The 18,576-nt window shown below is 64.7% G+C and carries 11 protein-coding genes, 3 rRNA genes and 1 riboswitch; of the genes, 8 read left to right on the plus strand and 6 right to left on the minus strand.

Annotated elements, in window-relative coordinates; genetic code table 11:
• Positions 1-6: 6 nt before the first annotated feature.
• The 5 genes from RBB84_RS23275 (at position 7) to RBB84_RS23295 (ending at position 6,559) form a co-directional block, all read left to right on the plus strand.
• Positions 7-204, plus strand: coding sequence for a hypothetical protein (locus RBB84_RS23275; RefSeq protein WP_006552400.1), 198 nt, complete (start codon positions 7-9; stop codon positions 202-204).
• A 495-nt stretch (positions 205-699) separates the two neighbouring features.
• A 16S ribosomal RNA gene (locus tag RBB84_RS23280) occupies positions 700-2,221 on the plus strand.
• Between the two features lie 302 nt (positions 2,222-2,523).
• Positions 2,524-5,659 (plus strand): 23S ribosomal RNA (locus tag RBB84_RS23285).
• 109 nt (positions 5,660-5,768) lie between these two features.
• Positions 5,769-5,885 (plus strand): 5S ribosomal RNA (rrf, locus tag RBB84_RS23290).
• Together the 16S, 23S and 5S rRNA genes form the textbook arrangement of a ribosomal RNA operon.
• 116 nt (positions 5,886-6,001) lie before the next feature.
• Positions 6,002-6,559, plus strand: a complete 558-nt coding sequence (locus RBB84_RS23295) for a putative immunity protein (protein ID WP_231912054.1) — start codon at positions 6,002-6,004, stop codon at positions 6,557-6,559.
• On the opposite strand, the gene RBB84_RS23300 is transcribed toward RBB84_RS23295, so the two are convergent.
• Positions 6,556-7,935 (minus strand): M1 family metallopeptidase, encoded by a 1,380-nt coding sequence (locus tag RBB84_RS23300; RefSeq protein WP_024102830.1) that lies wholly within the window; start codon positions 7,933-7,935, stop codon positions 6,556-6,558. The genes RBB84_RS23295 and RBB84_RS23300 overlap by 4 nt on opposite strands.
• The gene (locus RBB84_RS23305) at positions 7,902-11,807 is read right to left on the minus strand and encodes a Pls/PosA family non-ribosomal peptide synthetase (RefSeq protein ID WP_350246922.1); all 3,906 of its coding nucleotides are present in this window, start codon (positions 11,805-11,807) and stop codon (positions 7,902-7,904) included. Before RBB84_RS23305 ends, RBB84_RS23300 begins: the two co-directional genes overlap by 34 nt.
• A gap of 165 nt (positions 11,808-11,972) precedes the next feature.
• A riboswitch (SAM riboswitch) is annotated at positions 11,973-12,090 on the plus strand.
• Between the two features lie 68 nt (positions 12,091-12,158).
• Here RBB84_RS23305 and RBB84_RS23310 point away from each other — a divergent pair.
• Positions 12,159-13,472 (plus strand): aminotransferase class V-fold PLP-dependent enzyme, encoded by a 1,314-nt coding sequence (locus tag RBB84_RS23310; protein WP_039957820.1) that lies wholly within the window; start codon positions 12,159-12,161, stop codon positions 13,470-13,472.
• A gap of 208 nt (positions 13,473-13,680) precedes the next feature.
• Positions 13,681-14,298, plus strand: a complete 618-nt coding sequence (locus tag RBB84_RS23315) for an LLM class flavin-dependent oxidoreductase (RefSeq protein WP_082921070.1) — start codon at positions 13,681-13,683, stop codon at positions 14,296-14,298.
• Between the two features lie 62 nt (positions 14,299-14,360).
• Here RBB84_RS23315 and RBB84_RS23320 read toward each other — a convergent pair whose 3' ends face one another.
• From RBB84_RS23320 to RBB84_RS23330, 3 genes are all read right to left on the minus strand, one after another.
• Positions 14,361-14,891 (minus strand): winged helix-turn-helix domain-containing protein, encoded by a 531-nt coding sequence (locus tag RBB84_RS23320; RefSeq protein WP_064256735.1) that lies wholly within the window; start codon positions 14,889-14,891, stop codon positions 14,361-14,363.
• Positions 14,892-15,109: 218 nt separating this feature from the next.
• Positions 15,110-15,583 (minus strand): YbaK/EbsC family protein, encoded by a 474-nt coding sequence (locus RBB84_RS23325; RefSeq protein ID WP_064256736.1) that lies wholly within the window; start codon positions 15,581-15,583, stop codon positions 15,110-15,112.
• 245 nt (positions 15,584-15,828) lie between these two features.
• Complete coding sequence (locus RBB84_RS23330) at positions 15,829-16,896, minus strand: transposase (protein WP_231912055.1); 1,068 nt, start codon at positions 16,894-16,896, stop codon at positions 15,829-15,831.
• A gap of 117 nt (positions 16,897-17,013) precedes the next feature.
• On the opposite strand from RBB84_RS23330, the gene RBB84_RS23335 reads away from it, so the two are divergent.
• Positions 17,014-17,844 (plus strand): crotonase/enoyl-CoA hydratase family protein, encoded by an 831-nt coding sequence (locus RBB84_RS23335; RefSeq protein WP_033096936.1) that lies wholly within the window; start codon positions 17,014-17,016, stop codon positions 17,842-17,844.
• A gap of 68 nt (positions 17,845-17,912) precedes the next feature.
• Here RBB84_RS23335 and RBB84_RS23340 read toward each other — a convergent pair whose 3' ends face one another.
• Positions 17,913-18,404, minus strand: a complete 492-nt coding sequence (locus RBB84_RS23340) for an inorganic diphosphatase (protein ID WP_006550524.1) — start codon at positions 18,402-18,404, stop codon at positions 17,913-17,915.
• Positions 18,405-18,576 lie beyond the last annotated feature (172 nt).

Below are 18,576 nucleotides of genomic sequence, written 5' to 3' on the forward strand. Positions count from 1 at the left end.
TCTCTCATGGCTGAGTCGTTGAAGGACCGGGTTCGGGAGAAGATCCTGCGGCAGCGCGCCGAGGACGGAGGCCGGCCGATCGGCGACGCCGAAGGGGACGACCCTCGCCTCATGGATCTCCGCAGCGACCTCGCGATGCTGGAGCAGGCCGGCGAGGACGATCCGATCGTCCAGCACCTCGCGGCGAAGTACTGGGTCCCCTGAACACCCTCACAACGACGCTTCGTAAGTCGATAAACCAGCTCTGACCTGGCGATTTGGTGTTCTCGGAGATGTTCGCGTAACTTATTCCAGGTCAGAGCGACACGGACACCGACCCGGGCCGAGAGGAACGGGACAACGAGGTTGGACGAAGGCGCCTGCAGATTTCACTGGTTCGAAACCTTCTGGTAAGGTTTGGAGCCGTGCCCGAGAGCCGGAAGGCCCTCGGATGAACAGTCACCCCGGAGTGAACGAATCGGAAGGTTCGGGAGCGATGGTGTGTGCGTGTTCTTTGAGAACTCAACAGTGTGCCGATGAATGTCAGTGCCAAATATTTTTGGTACTCCGCTCCATCAGTTTGGATGGGGTGGGTATTTGCTGATCGTCTCATTCTTCCGTCTGGGATGGTCAGTGTTTGAGCTAGTTTGAGTTTTTTTGCTAGTGATTTGACTCTTTTGTCTTTGACTGATTGCCCCTTTTGGGGGTGATTGTGAGTCTTCAACGGAGAGTTTGATCCTGGCTCAGGACGAACGCTGGCGGCGTGCTTAACACATGCAAGTCGAACGATGAAGCCCAGCTTGCTGGGTGGATTAGTGGCGAACGGGTGAGTAACACGTGGGTGATCTGCCCTGCACTCTGGGATAAGCCTGGGAAACTGGGTCTAATACCGGATATGACCTCGGGATGCATGTTCTGGGGTGGAAAGTTTTTCGGTGCAGGATGAGCCCGCGGCCTATCAGCTTGTTGGTGGGGTAATGGCCTACCAAGGCGACGACGGGTAGCCGGCCTGAGAGGGCGACCGGCCACACTGGGACTGAGACACGGCCCAGACTCCTACGGGAGGCAGCAGTGGGGAATATTGCACAATGGGCGCAAGCCTGATGCAGCGACGCCGCGTGAGGGATGACGGCCTTCGGGTTGTAAACCTCTTTCACCCATGACGAAGCGCAAGTGACGGTAGTGGGAGAAGAAGCACCGGCCAACTACGTGCCAGCAGCCGCGGTAATACGTAGGGTGCGAGCGTTGTCCGGAATTACTGGGCGTAAAGAGCTCGTAGGCGGTTTGTCGCGTCGTCTGTGAAATCCCGCAGCTCAACTGCGGGCTTGCAGGCGATACGGGCAGACTCGAGTACTGCAGGGGAGACTGGAATTCCTGGTGTAGCGGTGAAATGCGCAGATATCAGGAGGAACACCGGTGGCGAAGGCGGGTCTCTGGGCAGTAACTGACGCTGAGGAGCGAAAGCGTGGGTAGCGAACAGGATTAGATACCCTGGTAGTCCACGCCGTAAACGGTGGGCGCTAGGTGTGGGTTTCCTTCCACGGGATCCGTGCCGTAGCCAACGCATTAAGCGCCCCGCCTGGGGAGTACGGCCGCAAGGCTAAAACTCAAAGGAATTGACGGGGGCCCGCACAAGCGGCGGAGCATGTGGATTAATTCGATGCAACGCGAAGAACCTTACCTGGGTTTGACATGTACCGGACGACTGCAGAGATGTGGTTTCCCTTGTGGCCGGTAGACAGGTGGTGCATGGCTGTCGTCAGCTCGTGTCGTGAGATGTTGGGTTAAGTCCCGCAACGAGCGCAACCCTTGTCCTGTGTTGCCAGCACGTGATGGTGGGGACTCGCAGGAGACTGCCGGGGTCAACTCGGAGGAAGGTGGGGACGACGTCAAGTCATCATGCCCCTTATGTCCAGGGCTTCACACATGCTACAATGGTCGGTACAGAGGGCTGCGATACCGTGAGGTGGAGCGAATCCCTTAAAGCCGGTCTCAGTTCGGATCGGGGTCTGCAACTCGACCCCGTGAAGTCGGAGTCGCTAGTAATCGCAGATCAGCAACGCTGCGGTGAATACGTTCCCGGGCCTTGTACACACCGCCCGTCACGTCATGAAAGTCGGTAACACCCGAAGCCGGTGGCCTAACCCCTTGTGGGAGGGAGCCGTCGAAGGTGGGATCGGCGATTGGGACGAAGTCGTAACAAGGTAGCCGTACCGGAAGGTGCGGCTGGATCACCTCCTTTCTAAGGAGCAACTCCTCATGCACCCCGAGTAGTCGGGGACGGTAAACGCATGCAGGCAGAGCCATTACGGATTCACAGGTAATCCGGTGGTGCTCATGGGTGGAACGCTGACAAGCATTTTCTTCACTACTGCGGGCCCGAGTGCCGGCAGGAAGAAAGTTATATCGGTGCACTGTTGGGTCCTGAGAGAACACGCAATGTGTTTGATCAGCGACGATGTCGAAGAAAAGTCCACTTCGGTGGGGTGAGTATTCGGTGTTGTGTGTTGTTTGAGAACTGCACAGTGGACGCGAGCATCTTTGTTGTAAGTGTTTATGAGCGTACGGTGGATGCCTTGGCACCAGGAGCCGATGAAGGACGTGGGAGGCTGCGATATGCCTCGGGGAGCTGTCAACCGAGCTGTGATCCGAGGATTTCCGAATGGGGAAACCCAGCACGAGTGATGTCGTGTTACCCGCATCTGAATATATAGGGTGTGTGGAGGGAACGTGGGGAAGTGAAACATCTCAGTACCCACAGGAAGAGAAAACAACATGTGATTCCGTGAGTAGTGGCGAGCGAAAGCGGATGAGGCTAAACCGAGTACATGTGATACCTGGCAGGGGTTGTGTATTCGGGGTTGTGGGGTTCGTTGTGTCGGCGCTGCCATGCCGGCCGACAGTGAGAAATCGTCGTGTTAGTCGAAGTGGTCTGGAACGGCCTGTCGTAGAGGGTGAGAATCCCGTAGACGAAAACACGATGACTGTCGATTCGAATACCCGAGTAGCACCGGGCCCGTGAAATCCGGTGTGAATCTGTCGGGACCACCCGATAAGCCTGAATACTCCCTGGTGACCGATAGCGGACTAGTACCGTGAGGGAAAGGTGAAAAGTACCCCGGGAGGGGAGTGAAATAGTACCTGAAACCGTGCGCTTACAATCCGTCAGAGCCGATGCACGATTCAGTTCGTGGTGGGTGATGGCGTGCCTTTTGAAGAATGAGCCTGCGAGTTAGTGGCATGTCGCGAGGTTAACCCGTGTGGGGTAGTCGTAGCGAAAGCGAGTCCGAATAGGGCGCATGAGTGGCATGTTCTAGACCCGAAGCGGAGTGATCTACCCATGGCCAGGGTGAAGCGATGGTAAGACGTCGTGGAGGCCCGAACCCACTTAGGTTGAAAACTGAGGGGATGAGTTGTGGGTAGGGGTGAAAGGCCAATCAAACTCCGTGATAGCTGGTTCTCCCCGAAATGCATTTAGGTGCAGCGTCGCGTGTTTCTCACCGGAGGTAGAGCTACTGGATGGTCTAGGGGGCCCACAAGCTTACCGAAATCAGCCAAACTCCGAATGCCGGTGAGTGAGAGCGCGGCAGTGAGACTGCGGGGGATAAGCTTCGTAGTCGAGAGGGAAACAGCCCAGATCGCCGGCTAAGGCCCCTAAGCGTGTACTAAGTGGAAAAGGATGTGGGATCGCTGAGACAACCAGGAGGTTGGCTTAGAAGCAGCCACCCTTGAAAGAGTGCGTAATAGCTCACTGGTCAAGTGGTTCTGCGCCGACAATGTAGCGGGGCTCAAGTACACCGCCGAAGCCGCGGCACTCACACAACACCCATTCGTTCCTGCGGGAACGTGTGCAGTGGTGTGGGTGGGTAGGGGAGCGTCGTGCAGCCGTGGAAGCGCCGGAGTGATCCAGGTGTGGAGGCTGTGCGAGTGAGAATGCAGGCATGAGTAGCGAAAGACGAGTGAGAAACTCGTCCGCCGGATGACCAAGGGTTCCTGGGCCAGGTTAATCCGCCCAGGGTGAGTCGGGACCTAAGGCGAGGCCGACAGGCGTAGTCGATGGACAACGGGTTGATATTCCCGTACCCGTGTATCCGCGCCCAATGGCGAATCAGTTGTGCTAACCGTCCAAAAGTTTCCGCTGTTCCTTCGGGAACTGTGGGGATGGCTGCACGGGACCCTGATTGTAGTAGTCAAGCGATGGGGTGACGCAGGAAGGTAGCTGGGCCAGGTGATGGAGTACCTGGTGTAAGCCGGTAGGGCGAATGGTAGGCAAATCCGCCATTCACACAGCCTGAGAGGTGATGCGTACCCGTTGAGGGGAATTCAGTGATCCTATGCTGCCGAGAAAAGCCTCTAGTGAGTTGGTACACGGCCCGTACCCCAAACCGACACAGGTGGTCAGGTAGAGAATACCGAGGCGATCGAGAGAACTGTGGTTAAGGAACTCGGCAAAATGCCCCCGTAACTTCGGGAGAAGGGGGACCACGCCCGGTGACGGCCCTTGCGGTCCGAGCTGGGGGTGGTCGCAGAGACCAGAGAGAAGCGACTGTTTACTAAAAACACAGGTCCGTGCGAAGTCGTAAGACGATGTATACGGACTGACGCCTGCCCGGTGCTGGAAGGTTAAGAGGACCGGTTAGCGGGGTTTACTCCGCGAAGCTGAGAATTTAAGCCCCAGTAAACGGCGGTGGTAACTATAACCATCCTAAGGTAGCGAAATTCCTTGTCGGGTAAGTTCCGACCTGCACGAATGGCGTAACGACTTCTCTGCTGTCTCGACCACAGACTCGGCGAAATTGCATTACGAGTAAAGATGCTCGTTACGCGCGGCAGGACGAAAAGACCCCGGGACCTTCACTATAGCTTGGTATTGGTGTTCGGTTCGGTTTGTGTAGGATAGGTGGGAGACTGTGAAGCTCATACGCCAGTATGGGTGGAGTCGTTGTTGAAATACCACTCTGATCGTATTGGACCTCTAACCTCGGACCATGATCTGGTTCAGGGACAGTGCCTGGTGGGTAGTTTAACTGGGGCGGTTGCCTCCCAAAATGTAACGGAGGCGCCCAAAGGTTCCCTCAGCCTGGTTGGCAATCAGGTGTCGAGTGCAAGTGCACAAGGGAGCTTGACTGTGAGACTGACAGGTCGAGCAGGGACGAAAGTCGGGACTAGTGATCCGGCACCGGCATGTGGAAGCGGTGTCGCTCAACGGATAAAAGGTACCCCGGGGATAACAGGCTGATCTTCCCCAAGAGTCCATATCGACGGGATGGTTTGGCACCTCGATGTCGGCTCGTCGCATCCTGGGGCTGGAGTAGGTCCCAAGGGTTGGGCTGTTCGCCCATTAAAGCGGCACGCGAGCTGGGTTTAGAACGTCGTGAGACAGTTCGGTCTCTATCCGCCGCGCGCGTTAGAAACTTGAGGAAGGCTGTCCCTAGTACGAGAGGACCGGGACGGACGAACCTCTGGTGTGCCAGTTGTCCCGCCAGGGGCATGGCTGGTTGGCTACGTTCGGAAGGGATAACCGCTGAAAGCATCTAAGCGGGAAGCCTGTTCCAAGATGAGGTTTCTCACCCCCTCGAGGGGGTAAGGCCCCCGGCAGACCACCGGGTTGATAGGCCGGAACTGGAAGCCCAGCAATGGGTGGAGGTGACCGGTACTAATAGGCCGAGGACTTACCACGAAGATGTTACGCGTCCACTGTGCGGTATCTGAAACAACACACACAGATCCGAAAATCCTGCAGCAGCAGGTGATTCGAGGAATCTGCGTGGACTATTGTTTCATAGAGTTACGGCGGTCATAGCGACAGGGAAACGCCCGGTCCCATTCCGAACCCGGAAGCTAAGCCTGTCTGCGCCGATGGTACTGCACTCGACAGGGTGTGGGAGAGTAGGACACCGCCGAACACCCGTTACCGAAGACCCCCAACATTGTTGGGGGTCTTCGGCTTTGAGGAGGGGAGCCGCTTTCGCGGGTCCCCTTTTCTCGTACGCGGACATTCGGTCGGGCTATGCTCGGATACGTGGGACGGAACGGGCCGGCGACAAGCGTGACCGGTGATTTCGAACTCACCGTGGACGAACTGCGGGCGGTCGTCCGATACGTGGCGGAGAGTGCACAGGACGTGCTTCCCGTCTTCGAGGAATCCGTGCCCGAGGACCGTCGTCCGCGTTCAGCACTCGATGCGGCGCGAGAATTCGTCGACGGTGCGCGACGAACGAGACTCCAGCGCGTCGCCGCCCTGGATGCCCACCGAGCTGCGAAGGATGCACCGACGGAAGCGGCTTCCCTCGCCGCGCGGTGTGCCGGCGATGCCGCCGCGGCTGCCTATCTGCACCCGATCGCGAAGGCCACTCAGGTCGGGCACATCCTGCGTACCGCTGCGAGTGTCGCTCGCATCGCCGAACTCCGTGCGGGCGGAGACCCGACGGCAGCTGAGGACTCGCTCGACGACGCCCGGCGCCGTGCGACCCCCGTGGTGGTCGACGTCCTGTCCAGATATCCGATCGCCCCTACCTCGAGAAGTCGTGTCGGACAGTTGATGAGCGCACTGGATGCATCTCTGCGCCCTCGGAACTAGGCGGTCGGTGCCGGGGGAAGCTCTCGCGTGCTCAACCACGCCTCCCACAGCGACCGGAGCGAGACGTCCGAGAAACGTGCGGCGAGATCCTTGAACTGCGCCGTCGTCACGTTGCCGTGCCGGTGTTCCGCGGTCCACGTCCGTAGGAGGGTGAAGAACGGCTCGTCGCCGAGCTGCACTCGCAGGGCGTGCAAAGTCAGTGCTCCGCGCTTGTAGATGCGGTCGTCGAACATGTCCTTCGGGCCCGGATCCTCGAGCAGGATGTCCTGCGGCTTTCGGGCCAGACCCCGGTGGGCGTCGAGCGCATGTGCATGCGCCGACCTGCCGCCCGAGTTCTCCGACCACAACCACTCCGCGTAGCACGCGAATCCTTCGTGGAGCCAGATGTCGCACCAACGGTTCAGCGTGAGGCTGTTGCCGAACCACTGGTGCGCCAACTCGTGTGCGACGAGCCGTTCCTCGCGGCCGGTGCCGTCGCAGAAGTTCGCGCCGAAGATCGACAATCCCTGTGCTTCGAGAGGGATCTCGAGGTCGTCGTCGGTCACCAGAGCGGTGTAGTGCGCGAACGGGTACGGGCCGAACAGGCGCGTGAACAACTCGAGCATCTCGGTCTGGCGAGCGAAGTCCCGATCGAACGCCGCGCGCAACCGAGGCGGATGGATGCCGTACTGGGGCACGGGTTCGTTTGAGAGGGTGCGTATCTCGTAGTGCCCGGTCTGGACCGTGGCGAGATAGGTCGCCATGGGTTCGGGTTGCTCGTAGACGCGGGTGGTGCGACTCGCCTTCGTGGTCTTGTGCACGAGGGTGCCGTTCGCGATCGCGACGAACGGAGCGTCGGTGGTGACCGCGATGCGGTAGGTGGCTTTCGAACCGGGATGGTCGTCGCAGGGGAACCAGGTGGGTGCGCCGTTGGGCTGACTCGCGACGAGCGAACCCTCGTCGAGTTCTTCCCAGCCGACCTCACCCCACATGGTCCGCAGTGGGGTGGGGGTTCCCGAGTACTGCACACCGAAGACGAGGACCGCCCCGGCAGGGAGTTTCTCGGCGGGGGTGACGGTGAGCTTGCCGCCACGATGCGCGAACTTGGCGGGACGTCGCCCGTTGACGGTCACCTTCGTGACTCGCATCGACTGCGCGAGATCGAGCGAATACTTGGCGCGCACGTCCGTAGTCGTGGCGATGATCTTCGCCCGGCCGTCGAGCCGATTGGACACGACCTTGTAGGTGAGTTCGAGTTCGTAGCGGGAGGCCCGGTAGCCGCGGTTCCCGCTCTCGGGCAGATAAGGGTCGAGCGGCCGGTCCGCGGCGACCGGCGCGACGGGCTTGGCGGCCTTGATGGGCTTCACCGCGGCGACCAGTCGTTCGGCGTGGTCCACGGCGTGATCGGATTGCCCTGCCAGCGAGTGGACGGCGGGACGACGTCGCCGCGCATCACCAGCGAGGCCGGGCCGACGGTGGCACCGTCGCCGATGCCCGAGGCGGGCAACGCGACGCATTGGGGGCCGAGCGTGGCGCCGGCGCCGAGGGTCACGGTGTCCATGGACATGATCCGATCATGGAACAGGTGGGTCTGTACAACGCAACCGCGTTCGACGGTCGCACCGTCGCCCAGGGACACCAGGTCGGCCTCGGGCAGCCAGTAGCTCTCGCACCACACACCGCGCCCGATCCTCGACCCCAGCGCGCGCAGCCACAGGTTCATCACGGCGGTGCCCGCCGCGGCCCGGGCGAACCACGGTGCCGCCACGGTCTCCACGAAGGTGTCGGAGACCTCGTTGCGCCACACGAACGAACTCCACAGCGGGTGCTCGACGCGTCCGATCCGACCGACGACGAGCCATTTCGCGATCACGGTCACGAGGCACGCCACGGCTCCGGCCACCATGAGCACGAGACCGCCCAGCAGCGCAGCGGCGAGATAGCCCCAGTGCACGGCGAGGGTGTTGAGTGCGAAGAGCACACCGAGCCCGATGCCGTAGGTGACGACCATGGGCACGAGCCGGAAGGTCTCCACCGCGCCGCGCGCGATCTTCAGTTTCAGCGGCGGTGCGAAGGTGCGGCTCGCGTCGCTGTCACCGCTTGCGCGCCGCAGGCGCACCGGGGGACTGCCCAGCCACGACGAGCCGGATTTCGCCTTCTCCGGAGCCGCGGAGAGCACCGCGACGAGCCCGTGCTTCGGGACGCGCCGACCCGGCGCCGCCATACCCGAGTTGCCGAGGAAGGCACGCTTGCCGACCTTCGCATGCGAGATGTACAGCCACCCGCCGCCGAGTTCGTAGGAGGCGACCATCGTGTCGTCGGCGAGGAACGCTCCATCGGCGACCTTGGTGAACTTGGGAACCATCAGCACGGTCGACGCCTCGACGTCCTTACCGATGTCGGCGCCGAGCAATCGGAGCCAGATCGGGGTGAGCATCGACGCGTAGAGCGGGAACAGGAAGGTGCGCGAGGAGTCCATGAGGCGCTCGGTGAACCACACCTGCCAGCCCACGCGGCTGCGCACGGGATGCCAGCCCTCGGTCATCCCGACGGCAAGCAGTCGCACGGCCGTCAGGGTGAGCAGGGCGAAGACGAACATCGTCAGCAGCGCCGCGACGGGCAGCATCGCCAGGGAGTGCACCACGGCGTCGGAGACGGTGGGGGTGTCGTGCACCCACCACACGAGCAGCGCGACCCCGCCGGCGATCGAGACGACGGGCAGGCCGCCGAGCAGGATCGACGACAGCGCGTAGACCGGCACCCACCTGCCGCCCCGCGGCGGTGTCGCGGCGGGCCACGGCCGGTCGGCCTTGCCGGCCTTGCGGGCGGGGGAGCCCGACCAGTTCTGCCCGGCCTTCACGCGACCGAACACCGCGGATCCGGCCTCCACTTCGGCGTCCTTACCGATCCGCGCGCCGGGGGCCAGGAACGAGCGGGCGCCCACCGTGGCGCCGGCACCGATCCGGATGCTTCCGATGTGGACGACGTCGCCGTCCACCCAGTAGCCGCCGAGGTCCACCTCCGGCTCGACGGCACACCCGTCGCCGAGTTCGAGGAGACCGGTGACCGGTGGAAGACTGTGCAGGTCGACGTCGCGGCCGACCTTCGCTCCCAGCGCCCGCGCGTACTGCCGCATCCAGGGAGCGCTCGAGATGTTCACGGCACCCACGGCCTCGGACAGTCGCAGGGCCGTCCACAGCCGGAGGTGGACGCTCCCGCCGCGTGGGTAGCTTCCGGGCTCTATGCCGCGCAGGAGCAGACGCGAACCCGCGACGGAGATCGCCATGCGCCCGACGGGCGTGAGGAACAGCAGGACACCGAGCGCGACCCACCACCACGACAGGGTGACGGTCCACGGCACGTCCACGACGAGCGCGACGACGTTGTTCAGGATCGCCAGCCAGGTCACCCACTGCAGTCCGGTGAGGGTGGTGAGGACGGCGGTCACGGCGATCTGCCCGAGCTGGGCGAGCCGCGGCACCGGGGTCACCTCTCGCGGTGTCGCCGCTTCCGTCGGCGCGAGTTCGTCGAGGTAGACGGCGAGCGATCCGAGCCTCGGGTGGTCGTACAGTTCTGCGACGGTCATCTCCGGATACCGGCTCCGCAGCGCCGTGACGAGTTGCGCCGCCGCGAGGGAACCACCCCCGAGTTCGAAGAAGTCGTCGTCGACGCCCTCGATCCGGGCGCCGAGGATGTCGGTCCACAGTTCGGCGACCCATTCGGCGGTGGGATCGAGACCGAGTGCTTCCACCGAGTCGGCATCGGCGCCGGGCAGCGGCCACGGCAGAGCGTTGCGGTCGACCTTGCCGGACGTGCGGGTGGGCAGTTCGTCGACGAGCGCGAGTCGGGGGACGAGCGCGGCCGGGAGTTGTTCGGACAGCAGGTCGTGGGCCGACGCGATGTCGAAGTCCGGATCGGTGGAGGCGAGGTATCCCACGAGGATCGAATGTCCCGCGGCCGTCTTGCGGACCGCGCACGCACCGCCCGCCACGCCGGGCAGGTTCTGCAGTGCGTTGTCGACCTCGCCGAGTTCGATGCGGCGGCCACCGATCTTGACCTGGTCGTCGGCGCGTCCCTGGAACAGCAGACCGGCGCGGTCGAGCGTCACGAGATCACTGCTGCGGTAGGCGCGGTCCCAGCCGAGCGTGGGCATCGGAGCGTACTTCTCGGCGTCCTTCGCCGGATCGAGGTAGCGCGCGAGGCCGACACCACCGATGACGAGTTCACCGGTCGCGCCCTCCTCGACGGGGTTGCCGTCGGCGTCCACGACGGCGAGATCCCATCCGTCGAGGGGCAGGCCGATGCGGACCGGTCCGGTGCCGTCCATCAGCGACGCGCAGGCCACGACCGTCGCCTCGGTGGGGCCGTAGGTGTTCCACACCTCGCGTCCCGGAACCGCGAGACGTTCGACGAGATCGGGTGGGCAGGCCTCGCCACCGAAGATGAGCAGACGCACCGCCTCGAGGGCTTCGGCCGGCCACATCGCCGCGAGGGTGGGCACCGTGGAGACGACGTTGATGTTGCGCGAGACGAGCCACGGCCCGAGGTCCATGCCGGAGCGGACGAGCGCGCGGGGCGCCGGAACCAGGCAGGCGCCGTGCCGCCAGGCGAGCCACATCTCCTCGCACGAGGCGTCGAACGCCACGGACAGCCCGGCCAGGACCCGGTCGCCGGGACCGAGCGGCTCCCCTTGGCAGAACATTCGCGCTTCCGCGTCGACGAAGGCCGCCGCATTGCGGTGGGTGACGGCGACACCCTTCGGTGTTCCGGTTGAACCGGAGGTGAAGATGATCCACGCGTCGTCATCGAGGTTCGGGCCTCGCACCACCGGGGTGCCCGACGGCGCGGCCGTGCCCGGTCCGATGCCCTCGTCCGTGACGATGGCGGTGACCTGCGCTTCCGAGAACACGAGTTCGGCCCGCTCGTCGGGATCGTCGGCGTCGACGGGGACGTACGCGGCGCCCGCGGCGAGAATGGAGAGAATCGTCACATACAGGTCGCTGCGCCCGGAGGTCATGCGGACCCCGACCCTGTCGCCGGCCCCGACGCCCGCGTCGTTCAGCGCATACGCACCGGCGATCACCGCCTCGACCAGTTCGGCGTATTCGAGGACCGTCGCGCCGTCGTCGATCGCGGGGGCGTCGGGATGTGCTTCGGCAGTGCTCCGCAGCAGGTCGACGAGGGTGCGGGCGGGTGGAGCGTGCGACGCGCGGAGGAACTCGTCGGGGATGGGGGACCGGCCGACGGGGGTCGAGGTTATGGCTGGCAATTCCGCGGGTCCTTCTGCTCGATGGTGCTTCCGGTTATCTCACGTCCGGGTGGACGGCAGGTGAACGTTCGGCGCGCAGAACGCGTGTCGGCGTCGTGCGGTGCCGGGCGACGCGGAGCTGTGCGGGGTTGACACGGCCCGGTCGTCCTGCCATTCTCTTCGCCAGGTCATGAGTACCAGCGTCAAGCCCCGGCTAGCTGGTCGGCAACCCTCCAACCGCGGTGGGGTGCTCCGGGTGACGACCGGGCCGTGAATCCACTACCGGACACGGCAAGCGCGGACTCCGCCGGCGACGAGAATTCTCCGTCGTAGGCGTCACCGGCGGGTCCCCGAGTACACAAGGGATTTGTCATGACTGCTGTAGCCACCACCACCTGCATCGCTCCCTTTGCCACCGTTTCCGGCTGTGACGTGCAGGTTCCGCTCGTCCAGGGGGGTACCTGCACCTATGCGAACTTCGACTACGCGGCGAGCGCACCGGCGCTGTCCGCCGTCACCGACCGCATCACCGAGCTGCTGCCCTTCTATGCGAGCGTGCACCGCGGCGCCGGATACGCTTCGCGGATCAGCACCACCGCCTACGAGGACGCCCGCTCCTCCGTGTCGCGCTTCGTCGGCGCGGCCGACGACCAGGTCGTTGTCTTCACGCGCAACACCACCGATTCGCTGAACCTGCTCGCGAGTGCGGTGCCCGGCGATGTCGTGGTGCTCGACATCGAGCACCATGCGAATCTGCTGCCCTGGAAGAACTCTCGCATCGTCGAGGCTGCGGACACCGTCTCCGAGACGGTATGGCGTCTCGCGGTCGAACTGCAGCGCGCACCCGCGGCCCTGCTCGCCGTCACCGGTGCTTCCAACGTCACCGGTGAGGTCCTGCCGATCGCCGAACTCGCCGAGCTCGCACACGCTTCCGGTGCCCGGATCCTCGTCGACGGTGCGCAGCTCGTGCCCCATCGCCGTGTCGATCTCGTCGAGCTCGGTGTGGACTACCTCGCCTTCTCCGGCCACAAGCTGTACGCGCCGTTCGGTGCGGGAGTGCTCGTCGGCCGCCGAGACTGGCTCGACGCCGCCGAGCCGTACCTCGCCGGTGGCGGCGCGGTGCGCGAGGTGCGCCTCGATCACACCGAATGGTCCTGCGCCCCTGCGCGTCACGAGGCCGGCACCCCCAACGTGCTCGGCGTCGCCGCCCTTGCCGCCGCGTGCGATGCGCTCGCCGGTTTCGACGCCGACGCGGTGATCCGTCACGAGGAAGCCCTGTGCGCCCTGCTCGTCGACGGTCTGCAGGCCATCGACGGCGTGGAAGTGCTTCGGCTGTGGAACGATTCGGCCGACAGCGTCGGGATCGTCACCTTCACGGTCGACGGCTACGAGCCCGGCCACGTCGCCTCCTATCTGTCCGCCGAGTACGGCATCGGCGTCCGTGACGGACGCTTCTGCGCCCACCCGCTGCTCGCGCGGGTCGGTCGTGCCGGCGGAGCCGTCCGGGCGTCGCTCGGACTCGGCAGCTCGTCCGACGATGTCGAGCGGCTCCTCGGAGCGCTCCGGTTGCTGGTCGAGAACGGGCCGACGTGGGTGCACGCGAAGACCGCCGGCGTGTGGAACCCCTCGCCGGAGACGCGTCCCGGCCTCGGGGCGACCGACGGCGACGCATCTCCGTGCGTCTAGCGGTCGACAATTCCCCATAGGATCAGTAGGGTAATTCGCATGGGACGGACGAGGACGATCGCTGCGGCACGCTGGTGCCGTCGCCATGTCGACCTCTGCCGTACGGCATCGGGAATCTGTCCGGACTGAAGGTCTTCTCCCTCACAGTCTTCCGGCTCACAGGCCGATCCCTCCGTGCCGCTCCGCGGCCCGTACCGAGAGGTATCCCATGTCCGTCTCATCCACCGTCATCCCTGTATCCGCAGACCCGGCCGTCGTCGAGTCCGCCGCGATCCGGCCGTTGCGCGTCGCCGTCGAACTCACCGGTCACTCCGGGCCCGACTACTGGGCCGACCTGACCCTGGGACGTGTCGGCGACCCGCCGCTCGACCTCAGCGCCGATGTATCCAACGTCGTGCGGGTGCGTGCCGCCGACCTGCGTGAAGCCGGGAAACTGCGCGACCGCATCCGTGCAGAGGCCGCCGAGGAGGGCCGCGATCCCGATTCGGTCACGGTGCTCGTCGACGTCGAGATCGTCCTCGCCTCCGATGCCCGCACCGCCCGCACCCGGCGCACCCGCCCGGAATCGACTCGCGGGGAGGCCGGCACGCTGTCCTATGTCGGAACGCCGCACGGTCTCGCCGGGCTGATCGCGGACATCCATGCCGTGCAGGTCGCCGACGGCGTCACGCTGATCCCGCTCGCCGCGCCGTTCACCGTCGAGTATCTCGTCGACGGAACGCTGCCGTGGCTGGAGTCGCGCGGCCTCGTCGAGGTCTCGCCGACCGTCGTCGAGGTCCTGCGCCGGTTCGGTGAGGGCGCTCGGACATCCGTGCGCGCTTCCTGACACGCATCCGTATCGCGAAGGAGGGGCAGGAGTTTCGACTCCTGCCCCTCCTTCGCATGCGTTCACGCCGTACGGCGGTCGAGTGATTCGACGACGTGTACGCGCGGATCGGGATCGAACCGGTAGCCCGACCCGCGGACAGTGGTGATGATGTTGCCGAAACGTCCCAGCTTGGAACGGATCCGGGAGACATGGACGTCGACACTGCGGTTGCCGTGGTCGGTGTCGAAGTCGTCGTTCTCCGAGTATCCGGCGCCGAGCGGCCTCAATGCCGCGCGGGACACCACGACGCGGGGCCGACGCACCAGGTGCGCGAGGATCTCGAATTCGCTGTGACTCAACTCGACCCGCTGATTGTCGAGCACCAGCCCGCGGGCCGGCAGATCGATGACCAGAGGGGTCGGGCCGGGGCTGAGAAGAGTGTGGGTGCGCGCACCCGGGAGCAGATCGAGCGCGGTCTCCCGCAGAGCATCGGCGAGGGCGGCGAGATCGCCCGCCGACCCGGCGTTCGTGTCCGAGATCTGCACGATGAGAACGAGTTCGGGGGAATCGACCGAGCTGCCGGCCGGGTTCTCGATGGAGGACGTGGTCATGGAAGGGCTCCGCTGGTCGGAAGGTGAGCGGCGCCGGGCAGGCAACTACCCGCAGCAGTGCGGCGCCGGAAAAGAGGAAGGGATGGTGCGGATCTCAGAACGCACAGAGGCACGAGCGGGTACGACACAGGTCGACATGCCTGCGGCTCCACGCTCGGACTGTCACGACGGAAAGTGTACCCGGATGGAGATGCCGGTGTACCGGTAGGTGGACGGTCTCAGTCCACGTCGACGTCGATCGCCGCGGTGATGCGCATGAGCTCCGAATAGACGGTCCGGAACAGTGTGTTCGGGCATCCACCCGACGCCCACAGATCCGGGTGGAACTGCAGCGCACGGTCGATGTAGGTGGGCAGGTTCGTGGGATGACCGAGCGGTGCGACGCCACCGAGCGGCTGGCCGGTGACCTCCGTGACCAGGTCGGAGGAGGCCGGCACGAGTTCGCCGCCGAGCCGCTCGCCGGTCCGGTCGACCGACACGCGATGCGCCCCCGACACCAGCAGCAGGATCGGGTCGTCGTCGAGCAGGAAGACGAGCGACTTCACGATTGCGCCCACCTCGACACCGACCGCGGCGGCGGCCTGCTCAGCGGTGTGCACGGTCTCCGGCTGCTGGACGATCAGACCGTGATGGCCGCGGGCGATGAGCGTGTCCGAGACGCGGTGGGCATTCGGATGCAGCGACCTGGTCATGGATCAAGAGTAGGAAAATCGCCGCCGGATGGGCGCGGTTCCGAGGACGCGTCGTCGTCGTGTCGTGTCGTGGGGTGGATCGATACAGTCCGTACGTAAACAAGTTACCCTTCGGTATTAACGCCTCTCCTGCCAGAAGGCAGGAGATTCCCGGCTCGGACCGCAACCGAACCACCCAGGAGGTGATCCGCCTGTCTGACGTCGTCGACACCGGTGTGGCCACGCTCCGCCACAGCCAGAATCACTCAGGCAGCGTTCCGGTCCCGGCATGCGCTGTAGTCGCAGGCCGAGCATCGGAAGGTTCGTTCGCCGAGTTCGAGGCGTTGCTTGGCTCTCGCGAAACATCTCGAACACGTCATCGTCGTGTATGCGGGCCGTACCAGCACCACCTTCCGGCCGGCCCGCGTGCCCTGCTCGACGAGTTCGCGCTTCGCAGCGCCGATCGCGGCGTCCGCCGCTTTCCTCGCCATCGTGGATCGGGCGAGGAACTGGGGGCGGAAATCCTCCACGGCGATCAGTGCGTGGTGTGCGACCACCCCGCGCGCCCACATCCGTGCCTCGCGCTGGTTCCGCCGAGCGGCCTTCTTCTGCACCTGCGACGCACGTTTGCGGGCTCGCCGGTATCCGCTGGACGGTCGGCTTCCCTTGGGTCTGCGTCGGCGAGCCATGGTTCGTTGCGCCTTCGCCGGCTCCGCCGCGCAACGCTTGCGATGACCCCGGTGCGGCAGGTCGAACCGCTCGTCGGTGGTGGTCGCCGTGTGGGTCACTCCCCAATCGACACCGATCGCCGAACCAGGCGGCGCCGGAGCCGGAGGTTCGGTGCTGCGGGTGACGACGAACGACGCGTACCAATCTCCGACCGAGTCGCGGGTGATGCGCACACTCGACGGTTCGGATGGCAGTTTCCGCGACCACACCACCGGAATTGTGACGCCCTTCGGCAAGCGCAATCGGCCTTCCTGGATCCGGAAGCTGCGACGGGTGTACTCGAGAGTCGGCGACGTTGCCTTCCGGGACTTGAACTTCGGGCGGTTGCGTCCTTTCACCGCGAACGACGAGTCGAGCGCACGAGCGTAGGTCCGCAACGTCTGTTGTTGAGCGACCTGGGAGCCGGCCCGCAACCACGCCGATCGTCTGCGCGTCTCGGTCAGCTGTTTGCTCAGCTTCCCGGAAGTGGGTCGTGCGCTCGTCTTCTGGAGGTGCACGGCTTCGTTCCACAGGAACCTGCAGCGATGCCATTCGTCGAGCAGCGCGCGTTCGGCGTTGCTGCCCGCACGCAACCGGAAGTTGTAACGCACAACCTCGACCCCCATGCCCGGGCACGCTATCGACGCCCACCGACAGATTCCGTCGTCACCATCACAAGCCCGACCCTGGAAGGAGGACGGCGGTTCTCACCCTTGTGAGGGCCGAGAGCCGCCGAACACACAATGTCCGATCTCTCGCCTTGGAAAGCGTTCACCGTCGAACGCAAGGATCACGTCGCACAGGTCACGCTCATCGGCCCCGGCAAGGGCAACGCCATGGGCCCCGACTTCTGGGCGGAATTGCCCGTCCTCTTCGGTGAGCTCGACGCCGACCCCGAGGTCCGCGCCGTCGTCCTCGCCGGTTCCGGCCGGAACTTCTCCTACGGCCTCGACCTCGTCGCCATGGGCGGCAGCCTCGGCGCCGTCGTCTCCGGCAAGGCGCTCGCGAAGCCGCGCACGGACTTCCACACGTTGATCAAGAACATGCAGGCGGCCATCACGGCCGTCGCCGACTGCCGCAAGCCGGTCGTCGCCGCGGTCCAGGGCTGGTGCATCGGCGGAGCGGTCGACCTCATCTCCGCCGCCGACATCCGCTACGCGAGCGCCGACGCGAAGTTCAGCGTCCGCGAGGTCAAGGTCGGAATGGTCGCCGACGTCGGCACCCTCGCCCGGCTTCCGCTCATCATCGGCGACGGTCACGTCCGCGAGCTCGCGCTCACGGGCAAGGACATCGACGCCGCCCGCGCCGAGAAGATCGGTCTCGTCAACGACGTCCACGACGACGCCGATGCAGTGCTGGCCGCCGCTCACGCGACCGCCGCGGAGATCGCCGCCAACCCGCCGCTCGTCGTCCAGGGCATCAAGAACGTCCTCGACCACACGCGCTCGCCGCAGGTCGACGACAGCCTCCGCTACGTCGCGGCGTGGAACGCGGCGTTCCTGCCGTCGGAGGACCTCACCGAGGCGATCACCGCCGTCTTCGAGAAGCGCCCGCCGCAGTTCAAGGGCGAATAGACCCCGCAGACGACGGATCCCCCGGACGATCGCATCGTCCGGGGGATCCGCGTTGTACAGGCTCGGTGTCAGTGCCCGCCGTTGTTCTTCAGGCGCTCGACCGACGCGGTCACCTCGGCCTCGGCCTCGGCGCGACCGACCCAGTCGGCGGCCTCGACGTGCTTGCCCGGCTCGAGATCCTTGTAGTGCACGAAGAAGTGCTTGATGGCGTCGAGCTCGAACTGCGAGACGTCGCTGATGTCCTGGACGTGATCCCACCGCGGGTCGCCGGCCGGGACGGCCAGGATCTTGTCGTCGCCACCGGCCTCGTCGACCATCTTGAACATGCCGACGGGGCGGGCCTCGACGATCACGCCGGGGAAGACCGACTCGGGCAGCAGGACCATGCAGTCGAGCGGATCGCCGTCCTCACCGAGGGTGTTCTCGATGTAGCCGTAGTCGGCCGGGTAGCCGAACGAGGTGTACAGGTAACGATCGAGCTTGACGCGTCCGGTCTCGTGATCGACCTCGTACTTGTTCCGCTGTCCCTTGGGGATCTCGATGGTGACCTCGAACTCCACGCCTTGCCTCACTTCGTCGGTGTTTTTCCGGCGGATACGACATCCGTATCTGCGGTGATGGTCCGCAGAGAGGATAACGGTCGCGGCGCTAGGCTGGAGGTGCAGGTACCGGGGCCCCGAGTGCGTCACAGCAGTGTGCGGCCGGCAGCGGGAAGTGCGGGTAGCTGGTCGA

It is taken from the genome of Rhodococcus sp. D-6 (assembly GCF_040256695.1).
GTDB classification, from domain to species: Bacteria; Actinomycetota; Actinomycetes; order Mycobacteriales; family Mycobacteriaceae; genus Rhodococcus; species Rhodococcus pyridinivorans.